This is a genomic window from Collinsella sp. TF05-9AC (assembly GCF_003438495.1).
Classification (GTDB): domain Bacteria; phylum Actinomycetota; class Coriobacteriia; order Coriobacteriales; family Coriobacteriaceae; genus Collinsella.
This window is the reverse complement of the sequence record NZ_QSSH01000002.1, coordinates 25,136-42,966: the sequence shown is the minus strand read 5'-3', so window position 1 is coordinate 42,966 and position 17,831 is coordinate 25,136. Positions and strand designations below refer to the sequence as shown.

The 17,831-nt window shown below is 60.5% G+C and carries 14 protein-coding genes, 1 tRNA gene and 1 riboswitch; of the genes, 1 reads left to right on the top strand and 14 read right to left on the bottom strand.

What is annotated here, in order from left to right:
* Positions 1-39: 39 nt before the first annotated feature.
* The 3 genes from DXC52_RS00845 to asnB form a co-directional block, all read right to left on the bottom strand.
* Positions 40-951, bottom strand: a complete 912-nt coding sequence (locus tag DXC52_RS00845; RefSeq protein ID WP_055309432.1) for an HAD family hydrolase — start codon at positions 949-951, stop codon at positions 40-42.
* 107 nt (positions 952-1,058) lie between these two features.
* A complete protein-coding gene (locus tag DXC52_RS00840; RefSeq protein ID WP_117745774.1) occupies positions 1,059-2,621 on the bottom strand; it encodes a Mur ligase family protein in 1,563 nt (520 codons plus the stop codon).
* Between the two features lie 111 nt (positions 2,622-2,732).
* A complete protein-coding gene (gene asnB / locus DXC52_RS00835; protein WP_117745773.1) occupies positions 2,733-4,613 on the bottom strand; it encodes an asparagine synthase (glutamine-hydrolyzing) in 1,881 nt (626 codons plus the stop codon).
* 187 nt (positions 4,614-4,800) lie between these two features.
* On the opposite strand from asnB, the gene DXC52_RS00830 reads away from it, so the two are divergent.
* Positions 4,801-4,876, top strand: a tRNA-Val gene (locus tag DXC52_RS00830).
* A gap of 609 nt (positions 4,877-5,485) precedes the next feature.
* On the opposite strand, the gene DXC52_RS00825 is transcribed toward DXC52_RS00830, so the two are convergent.
* The 11 genes from DXC52_RS00825 to DXC52_RS00775 form a co-directional block, all read right to left on the bottom strand.
* On the bottom strand, positions 5,486-6,769 hold the full coding sequence (locus DXC52_RS00825; RefSeq protein ID WP_117745772.1) for an aminotransferase class III-fold pyridoxal phosphate-dependent enzyme: 1,284 nt from the start codon (positions 6,767-6,769) through the stop codon (positions 5,486-5,488).
* Between the two features lie 69 nt (positions 6,770-6,838).
* Positions 6,839-7,819, bottom strand: coding sequence for an acetylglutamate kinase (gene argB / locus DXC52_RS00820; RefSeq protein WP_055252306.1), 981 nt, complete (start codon positions 7,817-7,819; stop codon positions 6,839-6,841).
* An 81-nt stretch (positions 7,820-7,900) separates the two neighbouring features.
* Positions 7,901-9,169 (bottom strand): bifunctional glutamate N-acetyltransferase/amino-acid acetyltransferase ArgJ, encoded by a 1,269-nt coding sequence (gene argJ / locus DXC52_RS00815; protein WP_117745771.1) that lies wholly within the window; start codon positions 9,167-9,169, stop codon positions 7,901-7,903.
* 135 nt (positions 9,170-9,304) lie between these two features.
* A complete protein-coding gene (gene argC / locus DXC52_RS00810; RefSeq protein WP_117745770.1) occupies positions 9,305-10,375 on the bottom strand; it encodes an N-acetyl-gamma-glutamyl-phosphate reductase in 1,071 nt (356 codons plus the stop codon).
* A 257-nt stretch (positions 10,376-10,632) separates the two neighbouring features.
* Positions 10,633-11,043, bottom strand: coding sequence for a pyridoxamine 5'-phosphate oxidase family protein (locus DXC52_RS00805; RefSeq protein ID WP_117745769.1), 411 nt, complete (start codon positions 11,041-11,043; stop codon positions 10,633-10,635).
* 44 nt (positions 11,044-11,087) lie between these two features.
* Entirely contained in the window at positions 11,088-11,534 is a 447-nt protein-coding gene (locus DXC52_RS00800) for a pyridoxamine 5'-phosphate oxidase family protein (RefSeq protein ID WP_117745768.1), read from the bottom strand.
* 30 nt (positions 11,535-11,564) lie between these two features.
* Positions 11,565-12,365, bottom strand: coding sequence for an energy-coupling factor transporter transmembrane protein EcfT (locus tag DXC52_RS00795; RefSeq protein WP_117745767.1), 801 nt, complete (start codon positions 12,363-12,365; stop codon positions 11,565-11,567).
* Entirely contained in the window at positions 12,365-14,269 is a 1,905-nt protein-coding gene (locus tag DXC52_RS00790) for an energy-coupling factor transporter ATPase (RefSeq protein ID WP_117745766.1), read from the bottom strand. Before DXC52_RS00790 ends, DXC52_RS00795 begins: the two co-directional genes overlap by 1 nt.
* Positions 14,266-14,856: an ECF transporter S component gene (locus DXC52_RS00785; protein WP_117745765.1), complete on the bottom strand. Its 591-nt coding sequence runs from the start codon at positions 14,854-14,856 to the stop codon at positions 14,266-14,268. Before DXC52_RS00785 ends, DXC52_RS00790 begins: the two co-directional genes overlap by 4 nt.
* A 5-nt stretch (positions 14,857-14,861) precedes the next feature.
* Positions 14,862-15,054: riboswitch (FMN riboswitch) on the bottom strand.
* Positions 15,055-15,228: 174 nt separating this feature from the next.
* Complete coding sequence (locus DXC52_RS00780) at positions 15,229-16,467, bottom strand: ATP-binding protein (RefSeq protein WP_117745764.1); 1,239 nt, start codon at positions 16,465-16,467, stop codon at positions 15,229-15,231.
* Positions 16,468-16,670: 203 nt separating this feature from the next.
* On the bottom strand, positions 16,671-17,810 hold the full coding sequence (locus tag DXC52_RS00775; protein WP_199409402.1) for a class C sortase: 1,140 nt from the start codon (positions 17,808-17,810) through the stop codon (positions 16,671-16,673).
* Positions 17,811-17,831: the final 21 nt, after the last annotated feature.

Genomic DNA, 17,831 nt, shown 5'->3' with positions numbered 1-17,831 from the left:
CTCTCTCGAAAAGACATGTCCAAGTGCGGCGACGCCGCGCTACGAACGCGCCGCGACCAGCAGCTCTGCCGTCGCCGCCCAACCGTCGACAATTTTGCCGCGCGTAACGAAAGCGTTCTCGCAGGCAGCCAGGAACTCGGGCGCGCCGGCGCTCGTCAGGCCATTCTCGACCAGGCAGAACGTGCCCACGTGATCGGCCATGTAGAAATCGGACTCGGAATCGCCGAGCGCGAGCGTCTCCTCGCGCTCGATACCCAGGTGCTCGCAGAAGCGCGCAATGGCAACGCCCTTGTTGAGGCCGGCGGGATTGATGTTGAATGCGCGACCGTCCTCGACGCGATCGAGCTCGAGCGTCGTCGGCTTGGACAGATGCGTCAGGTGACCGTTGCAAGCCCAGATCAGACCGCAGCCGGCCTCGTCCAGGATGGCCTGGACCTCATCGTCGGGCACATCGCCGCGCATGCCGACGGTGACCTCACGGTACTTGTAGCCGGTCGACATGTCGTTGTGATACTCGATCTTGTGCGGCCAGCGGGCGAGGATCTTCTCGCACACGCCGGTCTGCTCGATCACCTGGTGCGGCGTGAGGCCGCAAGAGGAGTCGTAGGGCATGTCGCCGGTCAGATACTCCCAATCGTTGGCTTTGAGGTCGTACATGACCAGGCCGCCCATCTCGCCGATGTAGGAGTTGAGGCCGAGCACGCGCGCATCCTCGTGGATCATGGTACGGTTGCGGCCCGAGGTGGGAACCACCTGAATACCAGCGCGAGCGAGCGCCACGACGGCCTCGACGAGTTTGGTCGAGGGGTTGCCGTCGTTGTCGCGCAGCACGCACGAGCCGGGTGCGAGCATCGTGGCATCCAGGTCGGTAAAGACGTACTTGACCTTGGCCAAGCGCTCGCGCATCTCGCCCGAAAGCTCAGCGACGGTCGGCAGGGTATTGTGGGACATGGTTACTCCGTTTACGTAGAAGGGTTTGGACTTGGACGGCATGTTTTGATTGAGGGAACACGCTTATGGCGACAGCGCACTCAGGGCGCCGCCGCCATCATGGTTCATTAGTCAAACTGGGTAACATCGATCAGGCGATTGGCCAACGAAAGGTCGCTCTCGATGGGCACGAACTCGTCGCCCACGTGCATGAGCCCTTCGTCACCCTTTGCCAGCAGCAAGACAATGGTGGGAGCATCGGGGTTGACGTACTCCTCGCGCGCCGCCTTGAACGCCGCATGCACAGCGGCTTCGCGGTCGAGGATGATCTTGTTCGGCGTATCGTCGGGAACATGCTCGGCAAGCTCGCGACAGACCTTCATCGGGTCCTCGTGAGCTGGATCCTCGTTGGCAAAGATCATCAGGTCGGAATACGGTGCGGCCTCGCGCGGAAGCTGCTCGCGGCGCTCCTGCGCCTTGCCGCCGGCAGCGCCAAACAGCGCAATGACGGGGCTAGCGGGAAACGCGCGCTTCACCGACGAGAAAAGCGAACGGAACGAAAGCTGGTTGTGCGCATAGTCGACGACGCAGATCACGCGGCCGTCCTTCGACTCCACGACCTCCATACGGCCCGGCACACGCAGTTTGGAGAGGCCCTTCTTGATAGCCTCGATACCGATGCCGATCTCGCGCGCAGCGGCGATAGCGACCAGCGCGTTTTCCACGTTAAAGTCGCCCGCGATGCCCAGCAGGACCTTCTCCCCCGTCTCGGACTCGTCGGCACACAGGCCATGCAAGTTGAACTCGATGCTAAAGCCGACCATGCGTACGTCGCTTGCCCACAGGCTCGCCTCGGGATGCTCGACCCCAACGGTCACCAAGCGATCGGCCGTCGACGCTGCCTCTAGCACACGGTCAACCTCTTCGGTGCCTAGATTCACCACGGCGGTCTTTGCCTGGTCAAAGATCCTGAGTTTGCTCTCAAAATAATCCTCAAACGTGGGGTGTTCGATCGGCGAGATGTGGTCGCGGCCGATGTTGAGGAAGCACGCCACGTCAAACGGCAGATTCTCGACGCGTTGGTACTTGAGCGCCTGGCTCGAAACCTCCATGACCATGGACTGGCGACCGGACGTGCGGCAGTTGGCGATATGGCGCCAGACCTCGGGGGCCTCGGGCGTAGTATTGGTGCTCTCGTAGCACTCGATACCATCGTCGGTACTCACCGAGCCGATCATGCCGCAGGACTCGCCCGCCGCCTTGATGATGGACTGGAGCATAAAAGCGGCCGTGGTCTTTCCCTTGGTACCGGTGATGCCCACGATCTTAACGTCGTGGTCGGGGCGGTTGTAGACCTCCGGCGGCAACAGGGCCATGGCCGTGCGGACGCTATCCACGACCAGCATCGCCGCGCCGCTCTCCTGCGCCAGCGGCTCCAGAGACTCGACCAGCGGCTCCTCGCACACAAATGCGACGGCGCCCGCATCGAGCGCCATGCTCAAAAACGCGGGCTTAAAGGCAGCACCTTTGCAGAAGAACACGTCACCTGCCGAGACCGCGCGCGAATCAAACGAGCAGCCGGTCACGGCACGCCCGTCAACCTGCTCTGATGCGCGCAGCTCGCCGCACACATCGAGCAGCTTGGCAAGCGTATCGACCGTGGTCACGGTCGCGGAATCCGAATGGTGCATCTTTCACCTTTCTCAGCCATTTGGCAGGGACGGTTTTATAGTAACTGAAACGCACCCACGCAAAAACGGCTCCCGGAGGAGCCGTTACGCGCAGGCGTTCGTAAGCCGAGGCTAGGCAGCCTGAACAGCGGGCTGGTCCTCGTCGATAAAGAAGCGCTTGTACCACACTAGGAACACGAGCGGCGTATAGATCTTGCGCTGGAAATCGCCCTTGCCCGCAAAGTGCAGATCGAGCAGGTGCATGAGCTCGTCGGTATTGAAGAACTCGCTTGCCCACGGCGCGGTGAAGTACTCCTTGACATAGTCGTACCACTTTTGCTCGCGCAGCCAGTAGACAATCGGCACCGGGAAGCCCACCTTGGGACGGGTGGCCCACTCATCGGGCAGCGACTTGTTGGCAGCGTGGCGGAGTACCTGCTTGTTGCCGTTCTCGTTGATGCGGTAGCGATCGGGAATGTGCTCGGCGAACTCCATGACTTTGCGGTCCAGGAAGGGCACGCGCAGCTCCAGCGAGTGCGCCATGCACATCTTGTCGGCCTTGAGCAGAATGTCGCCCGGGAGCCACATGTTCATGTCCAGGTACTGCTTCTTGACCAGTTCGGGCTGACCCTTCACGCGTGCGTAGATGGGTGCAGCGAGCTCAAAGGCGCCATCGCCGGTGTTGTACTCGGGCTTGAGCACGCCGTCGACCTCGCGCTCCGGCCATACCAGAGCCTGTCCCAGGAACGACTTCTCGGGGATCTCGGCACCCTTGACCAGGAAGTTATGTCCCTTGAAGTACGGCATATGCAGCGCCAGGTTACCGAGCGCGCGACGGATGGGCAGCGGCACCATCTTTTTGTACTTGCGCACCGGGACCGTGTCCTCGTAGTAGGCGTAGCCGCCAAAGAGCTCGTCGGCGCCTTCGCCCGAAAGCACGACGGTAACGTCCTTGCGGGCCATCTCGGCCAAGAACCACAGCGGCACGGAAGACAGGTTGGACTGCGGCTCGTCCATGTGATACTGGATGTCCTCGAGCGCACCGAAGAACTCGTCGGCGGTAATCATCTTGCGAACGTTCTCGACGCCGAGCTTATCGGAAAGTTCCTTGGCGTAGTTGGTCTCGTTGAAGTTCTTGTAGTCAAAGCCCACCGAGAAGGTCTTGTCGGGCATGAGGCAAGCGGCGATGTAGCTGGAGTCGACGCCACCGGAGAGGAACGACGCGACCTTGACGTCGGCGATGCGATGGGCCTCGACACTCTCGTGCACGACCTCGTCCAGCTCATCGACATACTCTTCGAACGGCTTCTCGACGGCAGAGTAATCGCAATCCCAGTAGCGCTCGATGTTCATCTTGCCGGTCGGGATATCGACGGTAAAGTAGTGCGCCGGCGGCAGCTTGTAGACACCCTCGAAGAAGGTCTCCTCAGTCGCCGAATACTGCAGCGTCATGTACGGACGCAGAGCCTTTTTGTTGACCGCCTTGTGGAAGTGCGGGTAGTCCAGGAAGCTCTTGATCTCGGAACCAAAGAGCACGCCCGGAGCGCCGTCGCCCGCATCGGCCATGGGATAGTAGTAGAGCGGCTTGATGCCAAAGATGTCGCGGGCGCCAAAAAGCTTGTTCTTCTTTTTGTCCCAGATGACGAAGGCGTACATACCGCGCAGACGATCGAGTACGGCCTCGCCCCACTCCTCGTAGCCGTGCAGGAGGCTCTCGGTGTCGGCGCCGCAGTGGAACTTGTAGCCCTTGGCCTCGAGCTCGGAACGGAGTTCTTGGAAGTTGTAGATCTCGCCGTTGAAGACAATGACGACGCTGCCGTCCTCATTGGCCATGGGCTGAGCGCCGGCCTCGGTCAGGTCGAGGATCGACAGGCGGCGGAAGCCGAGGGCAACGCGGCCGTCGATAAACTGACCGCCCATGTCGGGACCGCGATGGACGATGCGGTCCATCATCTTGGTGAGCACCTCGGATTGGTTATCCGTCCCACCGACAAAACCGACAAAACCGCACATATACTATCCCCTCTGCTGTTGCTGGGCATCAAATCGAATCAGTAGCTTTTGAGTATACCCGAGGGCGTAAAGAGGGGCGGAATGTTCAGGCAATCTCAACTGAATCAGCTCCGCTGTGACACGCGCGAGTTACCTTTAATGGATATGAGGTGAATGAGGCGATTGTTTTGCTATACTCTCTCCGCACGGGCGATTGGCGCAACGGTTAGCGCAGGTGCTTTACACGCACAAGGCTGGGGGTTCGAATCCCTCATCGCCCACCATTGAATTGGAAACGGTCCTCGAAAGGGGACCGTTTTTGTTTGGGCCCATTTCATGGGATTCGAACCCGCAAGGGTGCGGAGCTGAGGAAACGCGAAGCGTTTTCCAGCGCAGCACGCGAGGAGCGAAGCGACGAAGCGGATGCGGGCGGCGGAGCCGCACGCGGACATCCCTCATCGCCCACCACTGATTTGATAGGCTCCCAGCAATGGGAGCCTTTCTTTTTTGGGCCCAGCGCATGGGATTCGAACCCGCCAGCACGTCTGTCACAAAGGCCGTGGCCAAATAATGGCAAAAATGAGTACTGCTACTTTGCTTGCAACATATAAACAGATAGTGTTTGCTTAGGTTACGCAACATATGTCCATTATAAGGACTAACAGTCAGATCAAAATCGTGTATTCATCGCCATTTCGACTTGCCATCTGGCCTTATTAGTCCAAAATTGCTGCTACCAAATCGGTAACAGTACTCATATTTGATGTTTTTTGACCAGCAGGTCTCCCTGCCTTAGCAAATCTAAGGCAAAACGGGCTCCAGACCGCTGAATCATGCCGCATAGGGCACGTCCGCAGTCCGGAACTCGGTCCAAATTGAGTTATTGCGCCGCGTTAGCCCAAAACACCCGACAGGATCTCGATCAGACTGTCCACGTCGGCTTCCTCGCAGACGAGTGGCGGCAGGAAACGCAGCGTATGCGCACCCGTAGCGTTGATCACGGCACCGGCGGCCAGCGCGCGGGCAACAACACCATGCGCGTCGCCCGCGGCATCATCCAAATCACAGCCGAGCATCAAGCCGCGACCACGTACCTCGGTCACGTGCGGCAGCTTGGCGAGCTTTGCCTCCATATAGGCACCCACCTTGGCAGCATGCTCGGCATAATCGCCACGCACAAGCGCGGAGAGCGTCGCGGCACACGCCGCGATGGCCAAGCAGCTACCGCCAAAGGTCGAGCCGTGGTCGCCCGGCTTAAACACGTCGGCAATCTCCTTCTTCGCCACGACGGCACCCATGGGCACGCCATCAGCAATGCCCTTGGCAAGGCTCATGATGTCGGGCTCCACGCCATAGGTCTGGAACGCAAACGGCTTGCCGGAGCGGAAGATGCCGCACTGGACCTCGTCGGCGATAAGCACGGCGCCCACTTCGTGTGCCAGGTCGCGCGCCGTAGCCATAAACTCCTCGGTCATGGGATGCACACCGCTCTCACCCTGGATCGGCTCGAGCATCACGGCACAAATTTCGCTCCCCAGCTGCTTAAAGATCGCACGCAGCTCATCCACATCGTTGGGCGTGCAGGCCACAAAGCCACCCGGCAGCGGGCGGAAGCTGTCCTGCAGCCAATCCTGCATGGTGGCGGCAATGGTCTCGAGCGTACGGCCGTGGAAGCCGCCGCGCATGCACACGATGGTGTTGCCGCCATTACCGGCACGCTTGGCGTACAGGCGCGCGAGCTTCATCGAGCCCTCGTTGGCCTCGGCGCCAGAGTTGGCAAAGAAGGTCTCCCAAACCTGCTCATCCGCAGCCGGGGCACCAAGAGCAGCTGCCGTGGTCTCATCGCCGGCGGCAATGGCATCGGCAAGCACGCGCGCACCATCTACGTCGTCGTTAGCAAGCTTGGACAGCAGCGCCGCGACCTGTCCGCGCTGCTCAATGTAGAAGTAATTGGAGACATGCATGAGCTTTTTGGTCTGTGCCTCGAGCGCCGAGAGCACAGCCGGGTCGCCATGACCTAGGCTGCACACGCCGATGCCGGCAAGAAAGTCGAGGTACTCACGGCCATCGTCGCCGGTGAGCTTCATGCCGTGACCCTCGACAAACTCGACCGGAGAGCGGCCAAAGGTATGCATAACGTAATGGGATTCAAGCGATTGCTGAGCTGCAAGTGACATGGGATGCCTTTCGTTGGGCGCCAGACGGCGCGGGGCTATGGGTGCAGGAATGGGGCGGCTGCGGGTCAGCTAGACCGTCTGAAGCTTCTCGACCTCGTCAAGGTTCTCGGTCAGACGCGCAGCAAACGTCGAAAGCGGATGCGGATGCGTATCGAACTCGTAAGCCGTCTCGGTGGAATGGATCACGGTGCCGACGCCGGCATCGGTCAGCAGCTCCAGGAGCAGCGAATGCGGCGTAGTACCGTTAATGATGTGGGCACGAAATACGCCGCCGGTAAGCGCATCGACGGCCGCGCGCAGCTTGGGAATCATGCCCTTATCGACCTCGCCGCCGTAGAGCATTTCGTTGACCTCGTCGAGCGTTAGGTTGGAGATAAGCGAGTCCTTGTCGCTAAAGTCCTTGTACAGGCCATCGACGTCGGTCAAAAAGATTGCCTTATGCGCGTGGAGCGCCGCGGCAACGGCACCGGCGGCGGTGTCGGCGTTGATGTTGAAGAAACCGCCGTCCTCCCCCGCCGCGACGGTAGCGATGACGGGGATGTACTCGCTATCGAGCAGGCGCTCGATATAGTCGGTGTTGACGTGCGTGACCTTGCCTACGCGGCCGAGCTCTGGGTCGAGTGGCTCGGCGATAAGGGTGCCGGCATCGCTGCCCGACACGCCCACGGCCAGGTTGCCGTGGTGGTTGATGGCAGCAACCAGCTCTTGGTTGACCTTGCCGCCCAGCACCTCGCGCACGATATCCATAGTCGCCGGCGTGGTCACGCGCTGGCCGTTCTTAAACTCGACGGGAATATCGTAATGGCTCAGCGCCTCGTTGATAGCCTTGCCGCCGCCATGCACGATGACGGGACGCATACCGATGATCTTGAGCAAAACGATGTCGCTCATCACGTCGCGGCGCAGCTGCTCATCAACCATGGCGGCTCCGCCATATTTGATAACAACCGTCTTGCCGGTCAGGTTCTTAATCCACGGCAGCGCTTCGAACAGCAGCTGCGCGGTTGCTTCGTTGGATTCGCTCGAACGACAATCGCGTGCGAATTTCATAATCTGCCTCGTCTTTCGTATCGTTATCGCGCCGTACTCCGCCGTCCGCAATCGCGGCAAGATGCGCAGCATGCCTGGAATCTAGGAACGGTAGTCGCCGTTGATGGAGATGTATTCATGCGTGAGGTCGCAGGTCCACACGGTCGTTGCCGTGTCGCCTGCGCCCAGGTCGGCCGAGATCACGATCTCGGGCGCCTCGAAACGTCGTAGAGCCTCGTCCTCGTCAAAGGGAACAGTCAGACCGTCGCGACAGACAGGCATGCCCATCATGTCGATGGAAACGTCTTCCTGATTAAACTTAACGCCGCACTTGCCAAGCGCCATAGCAACACGGCCCCAGTTGCAGTCGTGGCCGGCGATGCAGGTCTTGACGAGCGGCGAGTTGGCAACGGCACGGGCGGCGATATCGGCCTCCTCGTCGTTCACGGCGCCGGTAACGTTGACCGTAACAAGCTTGGATGCGCCCTCACCATCGGCGGCGATATTGCGCGCCAGGCTCTCGCACACCTCGTGCACGGCAAATGCCAACTCGTCGAAGGCATCGGAGCCCTCGACGATAGGCTCGGCATCTGCGGCAGCGGCGCCGGAGGCAAGCATGATGCAGGTGTCGTTGGTCGAGGTGTCGGAATCGACCGTTACCTTGTTAAAGGTCTGCTTGACGGTCGAGAGCAGTAGGGCATGAAGTGCCGCAGGCTCGACGTGGGCATCGGTGGTGATAACTGCGATCATGGTGGCCATGTTGGGCATGATCATGCCCGAGCCCTTGCACATTCCGCCTACCGTATAGACATTGCCCGCATGACCCGCGGCCTCACTGACGTAGGACACGGCGTACTCCTTGGAGTGCGTGTCGGTCGTCATGATGGCGCGAGCGGCATCGGCGCCACCGTGGGCGGAGAGTGCCTCGTAGGCAGCAGGAATGGCGGTCTCAAACGTGTCGATCGGCAGAATCTGCCCGATCACACCCGTGGAGGCAACCAGGATCTGCTGGGGCTCGCAGCCGATGACCTGCGATGCGATGCTGCACGTCTCGCGCGCGCATGCAAGGCCTGTCTCACCCGTGGCGGCGTTGGCATTGCCAGAGTTGACCGAAACACCGGCGATAATGCCATAGCCCTTGTCCGCACCGCCCAGGTTGGCACGGCTCACCTGCACGGGCGCCGCACAAAAGCGGTTGGTCGTAAACACGCCGGCGCCGGGACAGGGTTTATCAGGCACGACGAGCGCATAGTCCAAGCGCTCGGGATTCTTCCGGAATCCCGCATGGATGCCTGCGGCCTTAAAGCCGGCAGCCGCCGTAACGCCGCCCTCGACGGCGCGAATCTTGATATCAATCAGGTCGGTGTTCATCGTCCCTACGACTCCTTATATCAAACAAAAAAGCGGGCATCGGCTGGCACGCCATACCGGTCGCAACTACTAGACCAGCTTAAAAGTGGCGCCCAACTCGATACCCGACTACCAAATCGCTAACAATCGAATGTGCTACACCGGGCACGCCACTGTGAGCAAGCCTCGTCGCTCGTCAAAGCCAAAAACGATGTTGGCGCACTGGACCGCCTGGCCCGCAGCACCCTTGCACAAATTGTCGATGGCGCCCGTCGCCACCAGCACGCCTGCACGCTTGTTGAGCGCAAGGCCAATCTGGGCGGCATTGGTACCGACGACCGAAGCCGTCTTGGGCTGCTGGCCGGCATCGAGCACGCGCACAAAGGTGCGACCGGCGTAAAACTTCTTGTAATGGTCGACGACATCCTCAAGAACCAGCGCGTCGAGAGCCTGCGGCGCGAGCGGCATCGTCACCGTGGAAAGCAGGCCGCGCTTGAGCGGTGCCAAGTGCGGGGTGAAGACGATGCGGTCGGCTAGGCCGAGTATCTGCTCGATCTCGGGCGTATGACGATGCTTGCCCACGCCATAGGCTTCCAGGTTCTCGTCCGCGCTGCAAAAATGGGTGCGGGCGTTACAGGACTTGCCGGCACCCGTCACGCCGCTGATAGCGTCAACGATCACGGGACCGCTCTCGGCCACCCAGCCCGCACGCACGGCAGGAGCGGCTGCAAGGCTCGTTGCGGTGGGATAGCAGCCGGCGCAGGCGACCAACACGGGCTTTCCGGCGGCATGGCTGGAAGCAGCAGTCTCTAAGTCCTGACAGAACAGCTCGGGCAGGCCAAAAGCGCGGGTCTTGAGCAACTCGGGGCTCGTGTGCTCAGCGGCATACCATGCCTCAAAGACGGACGCGTCGCTCAGACGGTAATCGGCCGAAAGATCAAAGCAGGAAACGCCCGCGGCAAGCAGCGCGGGCACCTGTGCCATGGCAGCCGTGTGCGGCACGGCAAGAAAAACCGCATCGCAGCTCTTGAGCTCGGGGGCGTCATGCGTGGTGAAAACCAGATCGCTCACGCCAGCAAAGCTCGGATACACCGCGGACAGCGGCTGGCCGGCATCGGCGTTGGACGTAATGGCAACAAGTTCAAACTCGGGATGGCCAAGCATGAGGCGAATGAGTTCGGCGCCGGCATATCCAGCCGCGCCGACGATTCCAACCTTCAAAGACATATCAGACTCCTTGTCTGCGATTTATGCACCGATGCGCATTTCGCAGCGGTCGTTATGAAGTGGGTTGAAACTTTAGCACCAAAAGATGCATGAACACGTAAATGGCTTGCATATTCATGCATTGAAACATTCCCGACACATTCGCTTGAAGGAATTGACAAATGGAGCGGGCCCCGTATTGACCGGCGCTCCTAACGGCGCCGGGCAATACGGGGCCCGCCCATGCGAAAACCAAGTTGTTAGGATGAGCCAGCTGGCTAGAGCTCGACCGGCACCCATTCGTCGTGATTGCAGATAAAAGCCTCGGGATCCTCGACGCTAAAGAAGACGAGCGTGGGGTCGTTAGGCCCCTCATAGTGCTCGCCCAGGTGCTCTAGATGCTTCCACCCGGCTTCGCGCATTTCGTCTAAAGCCCGGTCATCCAAGCCGGCACGCCCGCGCAAGATGAGCCAGCCATGGCCCGGCCACCAACTCGTGGCCTCAAAGCGCTGGTTTTGCAGCAGCTCTTGCCACACATCTTTGGTGCGCGCTGTTACAAACCACAGCTTGCCATCCTGGATCTGCGCAAACGAAAACGGACGCACATGAGGCTGTCCGTCAACGCTCGTCGCCAAATACCATGCCGGCACCGACGTCAGATACTCCAACACCGTATTCAATCCGTCCACGTTTCCTCCTGTACTAGCTAGTTTGGGAGCCCGGTTTGTGCGAGCTAGAGCTCCAGGCGCTCCTCGCTGCCGTCGATATCACAGAAGCGCGCGGCAATGTTGCGGACCGAAAAGAAAGCAAGGCGGCCGTCGTTGGCACTCTCGTGTTCCTCGCCAATGCCCACCATGTGCTTAAAACCCGCTTGACGCACCTTGTCGCTCGCAACTGCGTCGTCCTCAAGTGCGGCTTCGCCGGTCAATACGATCCAACATTCCCCCGGCTTCCAGCCCGAGAGCTCAAACTTGGGATTCGCGCTCAGCTCCGCCCACATATCTTTGTCGCGCGACGTACAAAACCACAGTTTACCGTCATCGACCATGGCAAACGAAAACGGCCTCACGCGAGGCTGATGCCCGTCGGCTACATCGGTCGTGGCCAGATACCACGCCGGAATGCGCCTGAGATACGAACAGGCGAGCTCAAGCTGAGCCGTGCGGTCGTTGTCGGTCATAGGGACCCCTTTCTTGCGCTCGAATCGCGCCTAAACAAGTTGAAGGTTGATGACGATGACGCAGATGAGCAGCAACGCCGTCACCACCGCCGCCAACGCATCGCCGCGGCCAAACGTAAGTGCATGCAGACGCGTGCGTCCCTGTTCGCCGTGATAGCAACGCGCATCCATGGCGGCCGAAAGCGTCTCGGCATGACGGAACACGCCCGTGAACAGCGGGATCGCCACACTGCCGAGCATGCGTACGCCACCGAGCGGACCGCCCGTCACGCGCGCACCGCGGCTCGCCTGCGCATCGGCCGTCTGCTTCATCTCGGTAGCGAACTGCGGCATAAAGCGCAACGCGATACCCATGATCATGCCGAGCTCATGCGCCGGAAGCCCCACGCGCGCAAACGGTGCGAGCAGACGCTCAAAGCCCGCGGTGAGGTCGAGCGTGGGGGTGGTGAGCGTAATGGCGCTCATGCCGGCCATCATCAGGGTCAGGCGGCACGCCATAAACGCCGCAGAACGCAGCGAGCCCTCGCTTATCTGCAGAAAGCCGAGCTGCCACAAGATGCGCCCACTCTGATCGGTAAACAAGTTGAGCACCGCGACCACGACGACGATTGCCAGCAGCGGCGCCATCGATGATAGGACCCGGCGCAACGGCACCCGGGACACGGTATAGATCAGGACAACGAAGATTGCGACCGGGACCAGTCCGCGGAAGCTGCTGACTGTGAGCGTCGTGATCAGAAACACAAAGCCCAAGAGCAACTTAGTTCGCGGGTCCAGGCGGTGGATCGCACTATCGCCGGGATAGTAGCTGCCAAACGAAAACGCCTCCATTAGCAGCCCTCCTCTCGCGCGACCGTCTTGGATTTAGCAATGTCCGCGACGTTAGAAGGACCGCCCGAGCGACCGATTAGCAGGTCCACCAACTCGTCTGCCAGCGACTCAACCGTATAAAGGCCGTCAAAGCGCAGCGGCACGCCTGCCTTCGCAAGCGCCAGCGCCATGCGCTGGGCAGCGGGAACACCCAAGCCGATTGATTTAAGCTCATCCGCATGCGCAAACACCTGAGCGGGGGTTCCCTCGGCAAACACCGCACCTTCGTTCATTACGACGATACGGTCGCAGCAATTGGCCAGGTCATCCATGCTGTGCGAAACCATGACAACGGTCAGGCCCTCGCGATGGAGTCGATCGATGAGCTCCAGGAAATCACTGTGCGCAGCCGGATCGAGCCCCGCCATGGGTTCATCGAGCACCAGGACTTCGGGCTCCATGGCGAGCACGCCGGCGAATGCCACACGCCGTTGCTGACCGCCCGAAAGCTCAAAGGGACTCTTGTCGCCGACCGTGGAAAGGTCGAGGCCCACGCGCGAGAGCGATGACTCGACACGACGGTCGACTTCATCTTGCGGCAAGCCAAGGTTATGCGGACCAAACGCCACGTCCTGCGCCACGGTTTCGGCAAACAGCTGACGCTCAGGATATTGAAACACCACGCCGACCTTGGCCTTAACCGCGGCGGCGTCTTTCTTGTTTGACAGATCGAGCCCCAGCGCGCGAACGGATCCCTCCTGAGGGCGAATCAAACCGTTGAGATGCTGGACCAGCGTCGACTTACCCGAACCGGTATGACCTGCCAAGCCCAGGAACTCGCCGCGACGCACCGTCAGCGATACACCGCGCAGCGCCCACGGGCTGCTGGGGACGTTTCCCCAGAGAGCCTGTTTGCTCGATTTGTCCGCAGTGGCCGAGCGCTTATGCCAGCGGCGGCGCTCGCGGGCGCTCAGCGAATAGCTAAACGAAAGGTGCGAAATCTCGATAACGGGCTCCAGCGCGTCTGCGCCATCGAGCGCAGAGGAAACGTTGTCGGGAATACGAGGATCGAATGCGAAAGGCCACCCGGCGATGCCTGTCCTACTCCGCTCGGCATAAGCCTGCGCTATACCGGCGACCACATCCGCCTCGCGCACCTGCGCATAAACGGGCACGCCCTTCGCACGAAGCGCCACGCCCAAACGGCACGACTCCGGCATATCAAGGTTGAGCTGCGCGAGTTCGTCCGCCTGCGTCAAGATCTCCTCGGGCGTGCCCAACATGGCAACGCGGCCCGCTTGGAAGACAGCAACGCGATCGGCCTCAGCGGCCTCTTCCATAAAGTGCGTAATCATCACGATGGTCATGCCGCGTTCGTGCAGCGCATGACAGGCCTTCATAAGACCCTTGCGTCCGCGCGGATCGAGCATCGAGGAGGCCTCATCCAAAATGAGAACGCGCGGCTCCATGGCGAGCACGCCGGCAAGCGCCACGCGTTGCTTTTGGCCACCCGAGAGCGCATGGGTCTCGTGGCGCTCAAAGCCCACCAGACCCACGGCCTTCAGCGCCTCGCGCACGCGCTGCGCGATCTGGGCCGATTCGACCCCTAAGTTCTCGGGACCAAACGCAACGTCGTCCTCGACAAGCGTCGCCACAAGCTGGTCGTCGGGATTCTGGAACACCATGCCAGCAGTCAAGCGAATGTCGTAGACCAGCTCGGGATCGGACGCATCCATGCCGTTAATGCGCACCGTGCCCGCATCGGGCTGCAGCAGCGCATTCAGATGCTTGGCAAACGTCGACTTGCCCGACCCATTGCCACCGAGGATGCAGAAAAACTCCCCGTCCTCGATGTTCAGATCGACACCGTCGAGTGCCGACACGGCACCGTCATAGCTAAAGGAAACGCCCCGACACTCAATCATGCGCGGCCTTTGACCTGGTCCTTTTTAGGCGTGATGAGGTTGGAGACTGCTTTATACACCACCAGCGTCAACACCGAGTTAAGCACGGTCTTGATAAGGTTGAACGGCAGTACGGCAGGAATCATGAGCGGGGCGATCGCATCGACCGAGCCATACCAGAACCAAACGCCAATGGTAAGGTTTGCGACCATAGACAGCGCCGTAGCGGCAATGACGCCGAGCACCAGGCCAATCACGGCACCCTTATAGGTGTGCATCTTCTGGTAAACGGTAGCCGCGGGCAGAATGTAGCCCAGCGTGGCAACCAGGTTCATAAGCGCGCCGACCCAGTCACCCGTGGTGAGCGCATGGATAACGATCGCCATGGCGGCAACAGCAGTGCCGGCGCCAGGACCATACGCAAAACCGCACACCATCGCCGGCACCAGCGACGGGTCATACGTCAAAAACGGCGCCGAAGGAAGGATAGGCAGCTGCACGTACATAAACAGGGCGCCCAAGGCGCACATCAACGCCATGGTAACGAGCTGTTTGGTGCTCCACCTATTCGTGTTCTCAAAATGGATATGCTGCGACTGTTCAGACATAAGATCACCTGCCTCTTTCATCCGGACTCTAACCGTTGGTACTGGGATCTCACCAGTTCAGCCGGCATGCGAACCAACGCACACACGGGTCGCGGACTCATCGGCTCGGTCGCAGACGCCTCGCCTGCGCCACGGCACCCCTTTGGCACCGCCCGATTTACCGCCAGTGGGGAATTTCACCCCGCCCTGAAACAGCACTTGCAAGTGTAGCACCAGTAGGCTTTCGCGCAAGTATGCCGAGGGTAATTAAAACTGGCAGCTTAGTGTTCGAAATATTGAAACAGCTCACAGAACGCGCAACTGAGGGGCGACGCGGCCGAGGCGAGCGAAGAGTGAGTCTCAGCGTTCTTGCAAACGAAAGCGGCGATGTGCCTACCCCGCCCGCATCCAGTCCACTGCATTCACGATTTTGATCCCCGTCTTTGTTGTTCCCAACCCAACGCGGTCCAGCGTGATAATCACCTTAGGGAAAGAATCGCGAATCGCTTCGAGCGGCTCAACTTCACGCGCATACGTCTCTTCTGCAAGAATGGTCTGGCTAACCTGCACGTACACCGTTTCATCGTGCCTACGCGCAACAAAATCAACCTCCCCGGCAAGCAACGTTCCCACGGCAACGCTGTAGCCGCGCCGCACAAGCTCCATATGAACCGCGCCTTCGAGCGCATAGCCGGTATCGCGCGCCCGAAAATCTCTAGCCAACCCCGTAAGGCCACTGTCCACCGCGTAGAACTTCCTCTGCGGAGCGAGCACCTTCTTGCCCGCAAGGCCCTCTTGCATACAGGGGTACACCAAATACGCCTTTGCCAACGCATCGAGGTATCCGTCTACCGTAGAAGGCGATACTTTCAGCCCGCTAGCAGCGAGCGCCGAAGCGACCTTCCTTGTCGAAAACAAATTGCCACCCATCATGAGCACGTAACGAGCCAGCCTATCGAGGGCGACCATATCGCGAACCGCACAACGCAGGGCCACGTCTTTCAACAGCACGCTTTCGTATATCCCTCGAAGCTCACGACGCCAAAATTCCTCTCCTTCTGGAACATAGAAGAGCCCCGGCATGCCACCGTAGCGCAGATAATACGCAAATGCCTCGTCAACAGAATCAAGCGCGCCCCTGCGCGCCTTCCAGAACTCAAGGTACTCCGCAAAAGACAAGGGGTGTACGTCGAGCGTGGTGCATCTGCCAGCTAGCAGCGTAGCCAACTCCCGCGACAGCACATCTGCATTGGAGCCCGTGACATAAACATCCACACCCGGCTGCGCCCGCAGCTTGCGCACGACCTTCTCCCAGCCGTCCACCTCTTGAATTTCGTCGAGAAAAACGTACACAGGCAGATTGGAATCAGCAAGCGCGTAGAACCTCGTAAAGTCATCCAACAGCGTTTCGGCCGTGACGTCCAAACCAACAGCCAAGCTATCTAACTTTCGGCAGAACACATTACGATCTTCGACCCCACCATCTAGCAGGCTTTTTCGATATATGTCTAGAAGGGTCGATTTTCCACACCGCCGGACACCTTGAAGTACCTTGACCGAAGGGGTGCCCTTATACGACTCGAGGAGCTTTTGATACCGAGGACGCTCGATATACAGGTTGTCGAATGTCATATCTTGCTCCTGAGTGTTAAGTATGTTTACTACTTTCAGTCATTCTAACACGATTGTGAAGTATAGTTCTCATTCTGCTATTCGGCACTCTCTGCAAACACCGGCGCTTAGTGTCCGAAATATCGAAACAGCTCAGTCGAACGTGCCCACGTTGACCATGCCGGGCGCGTCCTGGCCGGCGAGGATGTCGTCGAGCGCAGGCGCTAGCGCAGGTGTCGCCCGCGATAGGCGGGGGTATCAGCATCGGAATCGGGGGAAGCCGAAGGGGCTGAAGCAGAGGAGACGGAACGGGCCACATGCCCGGAGGCTCCCACGGTCCACCCGTTTCCGCCATCGCCAGCAGCCGCGTCGGCGCCCAGCGTCACCGCAGCCGCCACGGCCGCACGCTGAGCCGCGCGGCGCTTCTTGCGCATGTGCCCGGCCACGAAAAGGCCAATCACAATGGCCAGCAGCGCGCCCAAAACGCCCAGGCCCACGGCGGTAGTGTTGATACCCTGTGCGTCCTCGGGCACCGGGACCTCGTCGGGAATATCCGCGCGCACGCCCGAGACGAGCAGGCGGTGCGAGTTCACGCCGTAGGGCGTGCAGGTCATGAGCGTCACGCGGTCCTCGCCGGCGGTCACGCGCAGCTTGGAATCGTCGTCGGGCTCAATCACGTCGATGCGGTCGATTTTGTAACCCAGTTCCTCGCCCATCACCTCGATGTAAAACGAGTCGCCCACCTGCAGTTCGTCCAGGCGCGTGAACAGGAGCGAGCCCGGCACGCCACGGTGTCCGGTGAGCACGGCATGCGTGCTCTCGCCACCCACGGGCAGCGACGTTCCGCACAGGTGGCCGGCGCCCGCGGCGAGCACCTCGGTGGAGGTGCCATGGTACACAGGCAGGTTCACATCGATCTTGGGGATACGCACCGAGCACATAATGCCCGAACCCGCGTCGAGCAGGCCCTGGTAGGCGGTGTCTTGCGAGGCGATGGAATCCTCAGAGCCAGAGGCGGTGGAAGCGCCGGAGGTGCTACCGAACGGGTCCACGACCTCGCCGATGACGTCCTGACCGCCGGCAGCCAGCTGCTCGTTGTAGGCGCGGGCGGCCGCGAGGGCCTCCTCGGCCTGCGGGTAGGGCCAGCCGTCCACGGTGCTTTGCGCAGCGGTAACGGCGGCCGTTTGCTCAGCCTGGGACATAGCGCGCAGGACGAGTGGCGTGGCCACGATGGCAAAGCCGGCGGCAAAGCACAGAAGGGAAAGCAGGCGCAGGACGAGGGGCGGTTTACGCCGGCTGGGGGAAGCCGGGTTCGAACCGCCGCTCGGCGTGCGCATCGTCGATACGGGCCTGATTGCCTTCATGTGGTTCACCTCCAGGGGTGT

What these genes read in the sequence shown, in the direction of transcription:
- DXC52_RS00845 (WP_055309432.1), bottom strand. Translation starts at nt 951, where the DNA reads ATGTCCCACAATACCCTGCCGACCGTCGCTGAGCTTTCGGGCGAGATG.
- DXC52_RS00840 (WP_117745774.1), bottom strand. Translation starts at nt 2,621, where the DNA reads ATGCACCATTCGGATTCCGCGACCGTGACCACGGTCGATACGCTTGCC.
- asnB (WP_117745773.1), bottom strand. Translation starts at nt 4,613, where the DNA reads ATGTGCGGTTTTGTCGGTTTTGTCGGTGGGACGGATAACCAATCCGAG.
- DXC52_RS00825 (WP_117745772.1), bottom strand. Translation starts at nt 6,769, where the DNA reads ATGTCACTTGCAGCTCAGCAATCGCTTGAATCCCATTACGTTATGCAT.
- argB (WP_055252306.1), bottom strand. Translation starts at nt 7,819, where the DNA reads ATGAAATTCGCACGCGATTGTCGTTCGAGCGAATCCAACGAAGCAACC.
- argJ (WP_117745771.1), bottom strand. Translation starts at nt 9,169, where the DNA reads ATGAACACCGACCTGATTGATATCAAGATTCGCGCCGTCGAGGGCGGC.
- argC (WP_117745770.1), bottom strand. Translation starts at nt 10,375, where the DNA reads ATGTCTTTGAAGGTTGGAATCGTCGGCGCGGCTGGATATGCCGGCGCC.
- DXC52_RS00800 (WP_117745768.1), bottom strand. Translation starts at nt 11,534, where the DNA reads ATGACCGACAACGACCGCACGGCTCAGCTTGAGCTCGCCTGTTCGTAT.
- DXC52_RS00795 (WP_117745767.1), bottom strand. Translation starts at nt 12,365, where the DNA reads ATGGAGGCGTTTTCGTTTGGCAGCTACTATCCCGGCGATAGTGCGATC.
- DXC52_RS00790 (WP_117745766.1), bottom strand. Translation starts at nt 14,269, where the DNA reads ATGATTGAGTGTCGGGGCGTTTCCTTTAGCTATGACGGTGCCGTGTCG.
- DXC52_RS00785 (WP_117745765.1), bottom strand. Translation starts at nt 14,856, where the DNA reads ATGTCTGAACAGTCGCAGCATATCCATTTTGAGAACACGAATAGGTGG.
- DXC52_RS00780 (WP_117745764.1), bottom strand. Translation starts at nt 16,467, where the DNA reads ATGACATTCGACAACCTGTATATCGAGCGTCCTCGGTATCAAAAGCTC.
- DXC52_RS00775 (WP_199409402.1), bottom strand. Translation starts at nt 17,810, where the DNA reads ATGAAGGCAATCAGGCCCGTATCGACGATGCGCACGCCGAGCGGCGGT.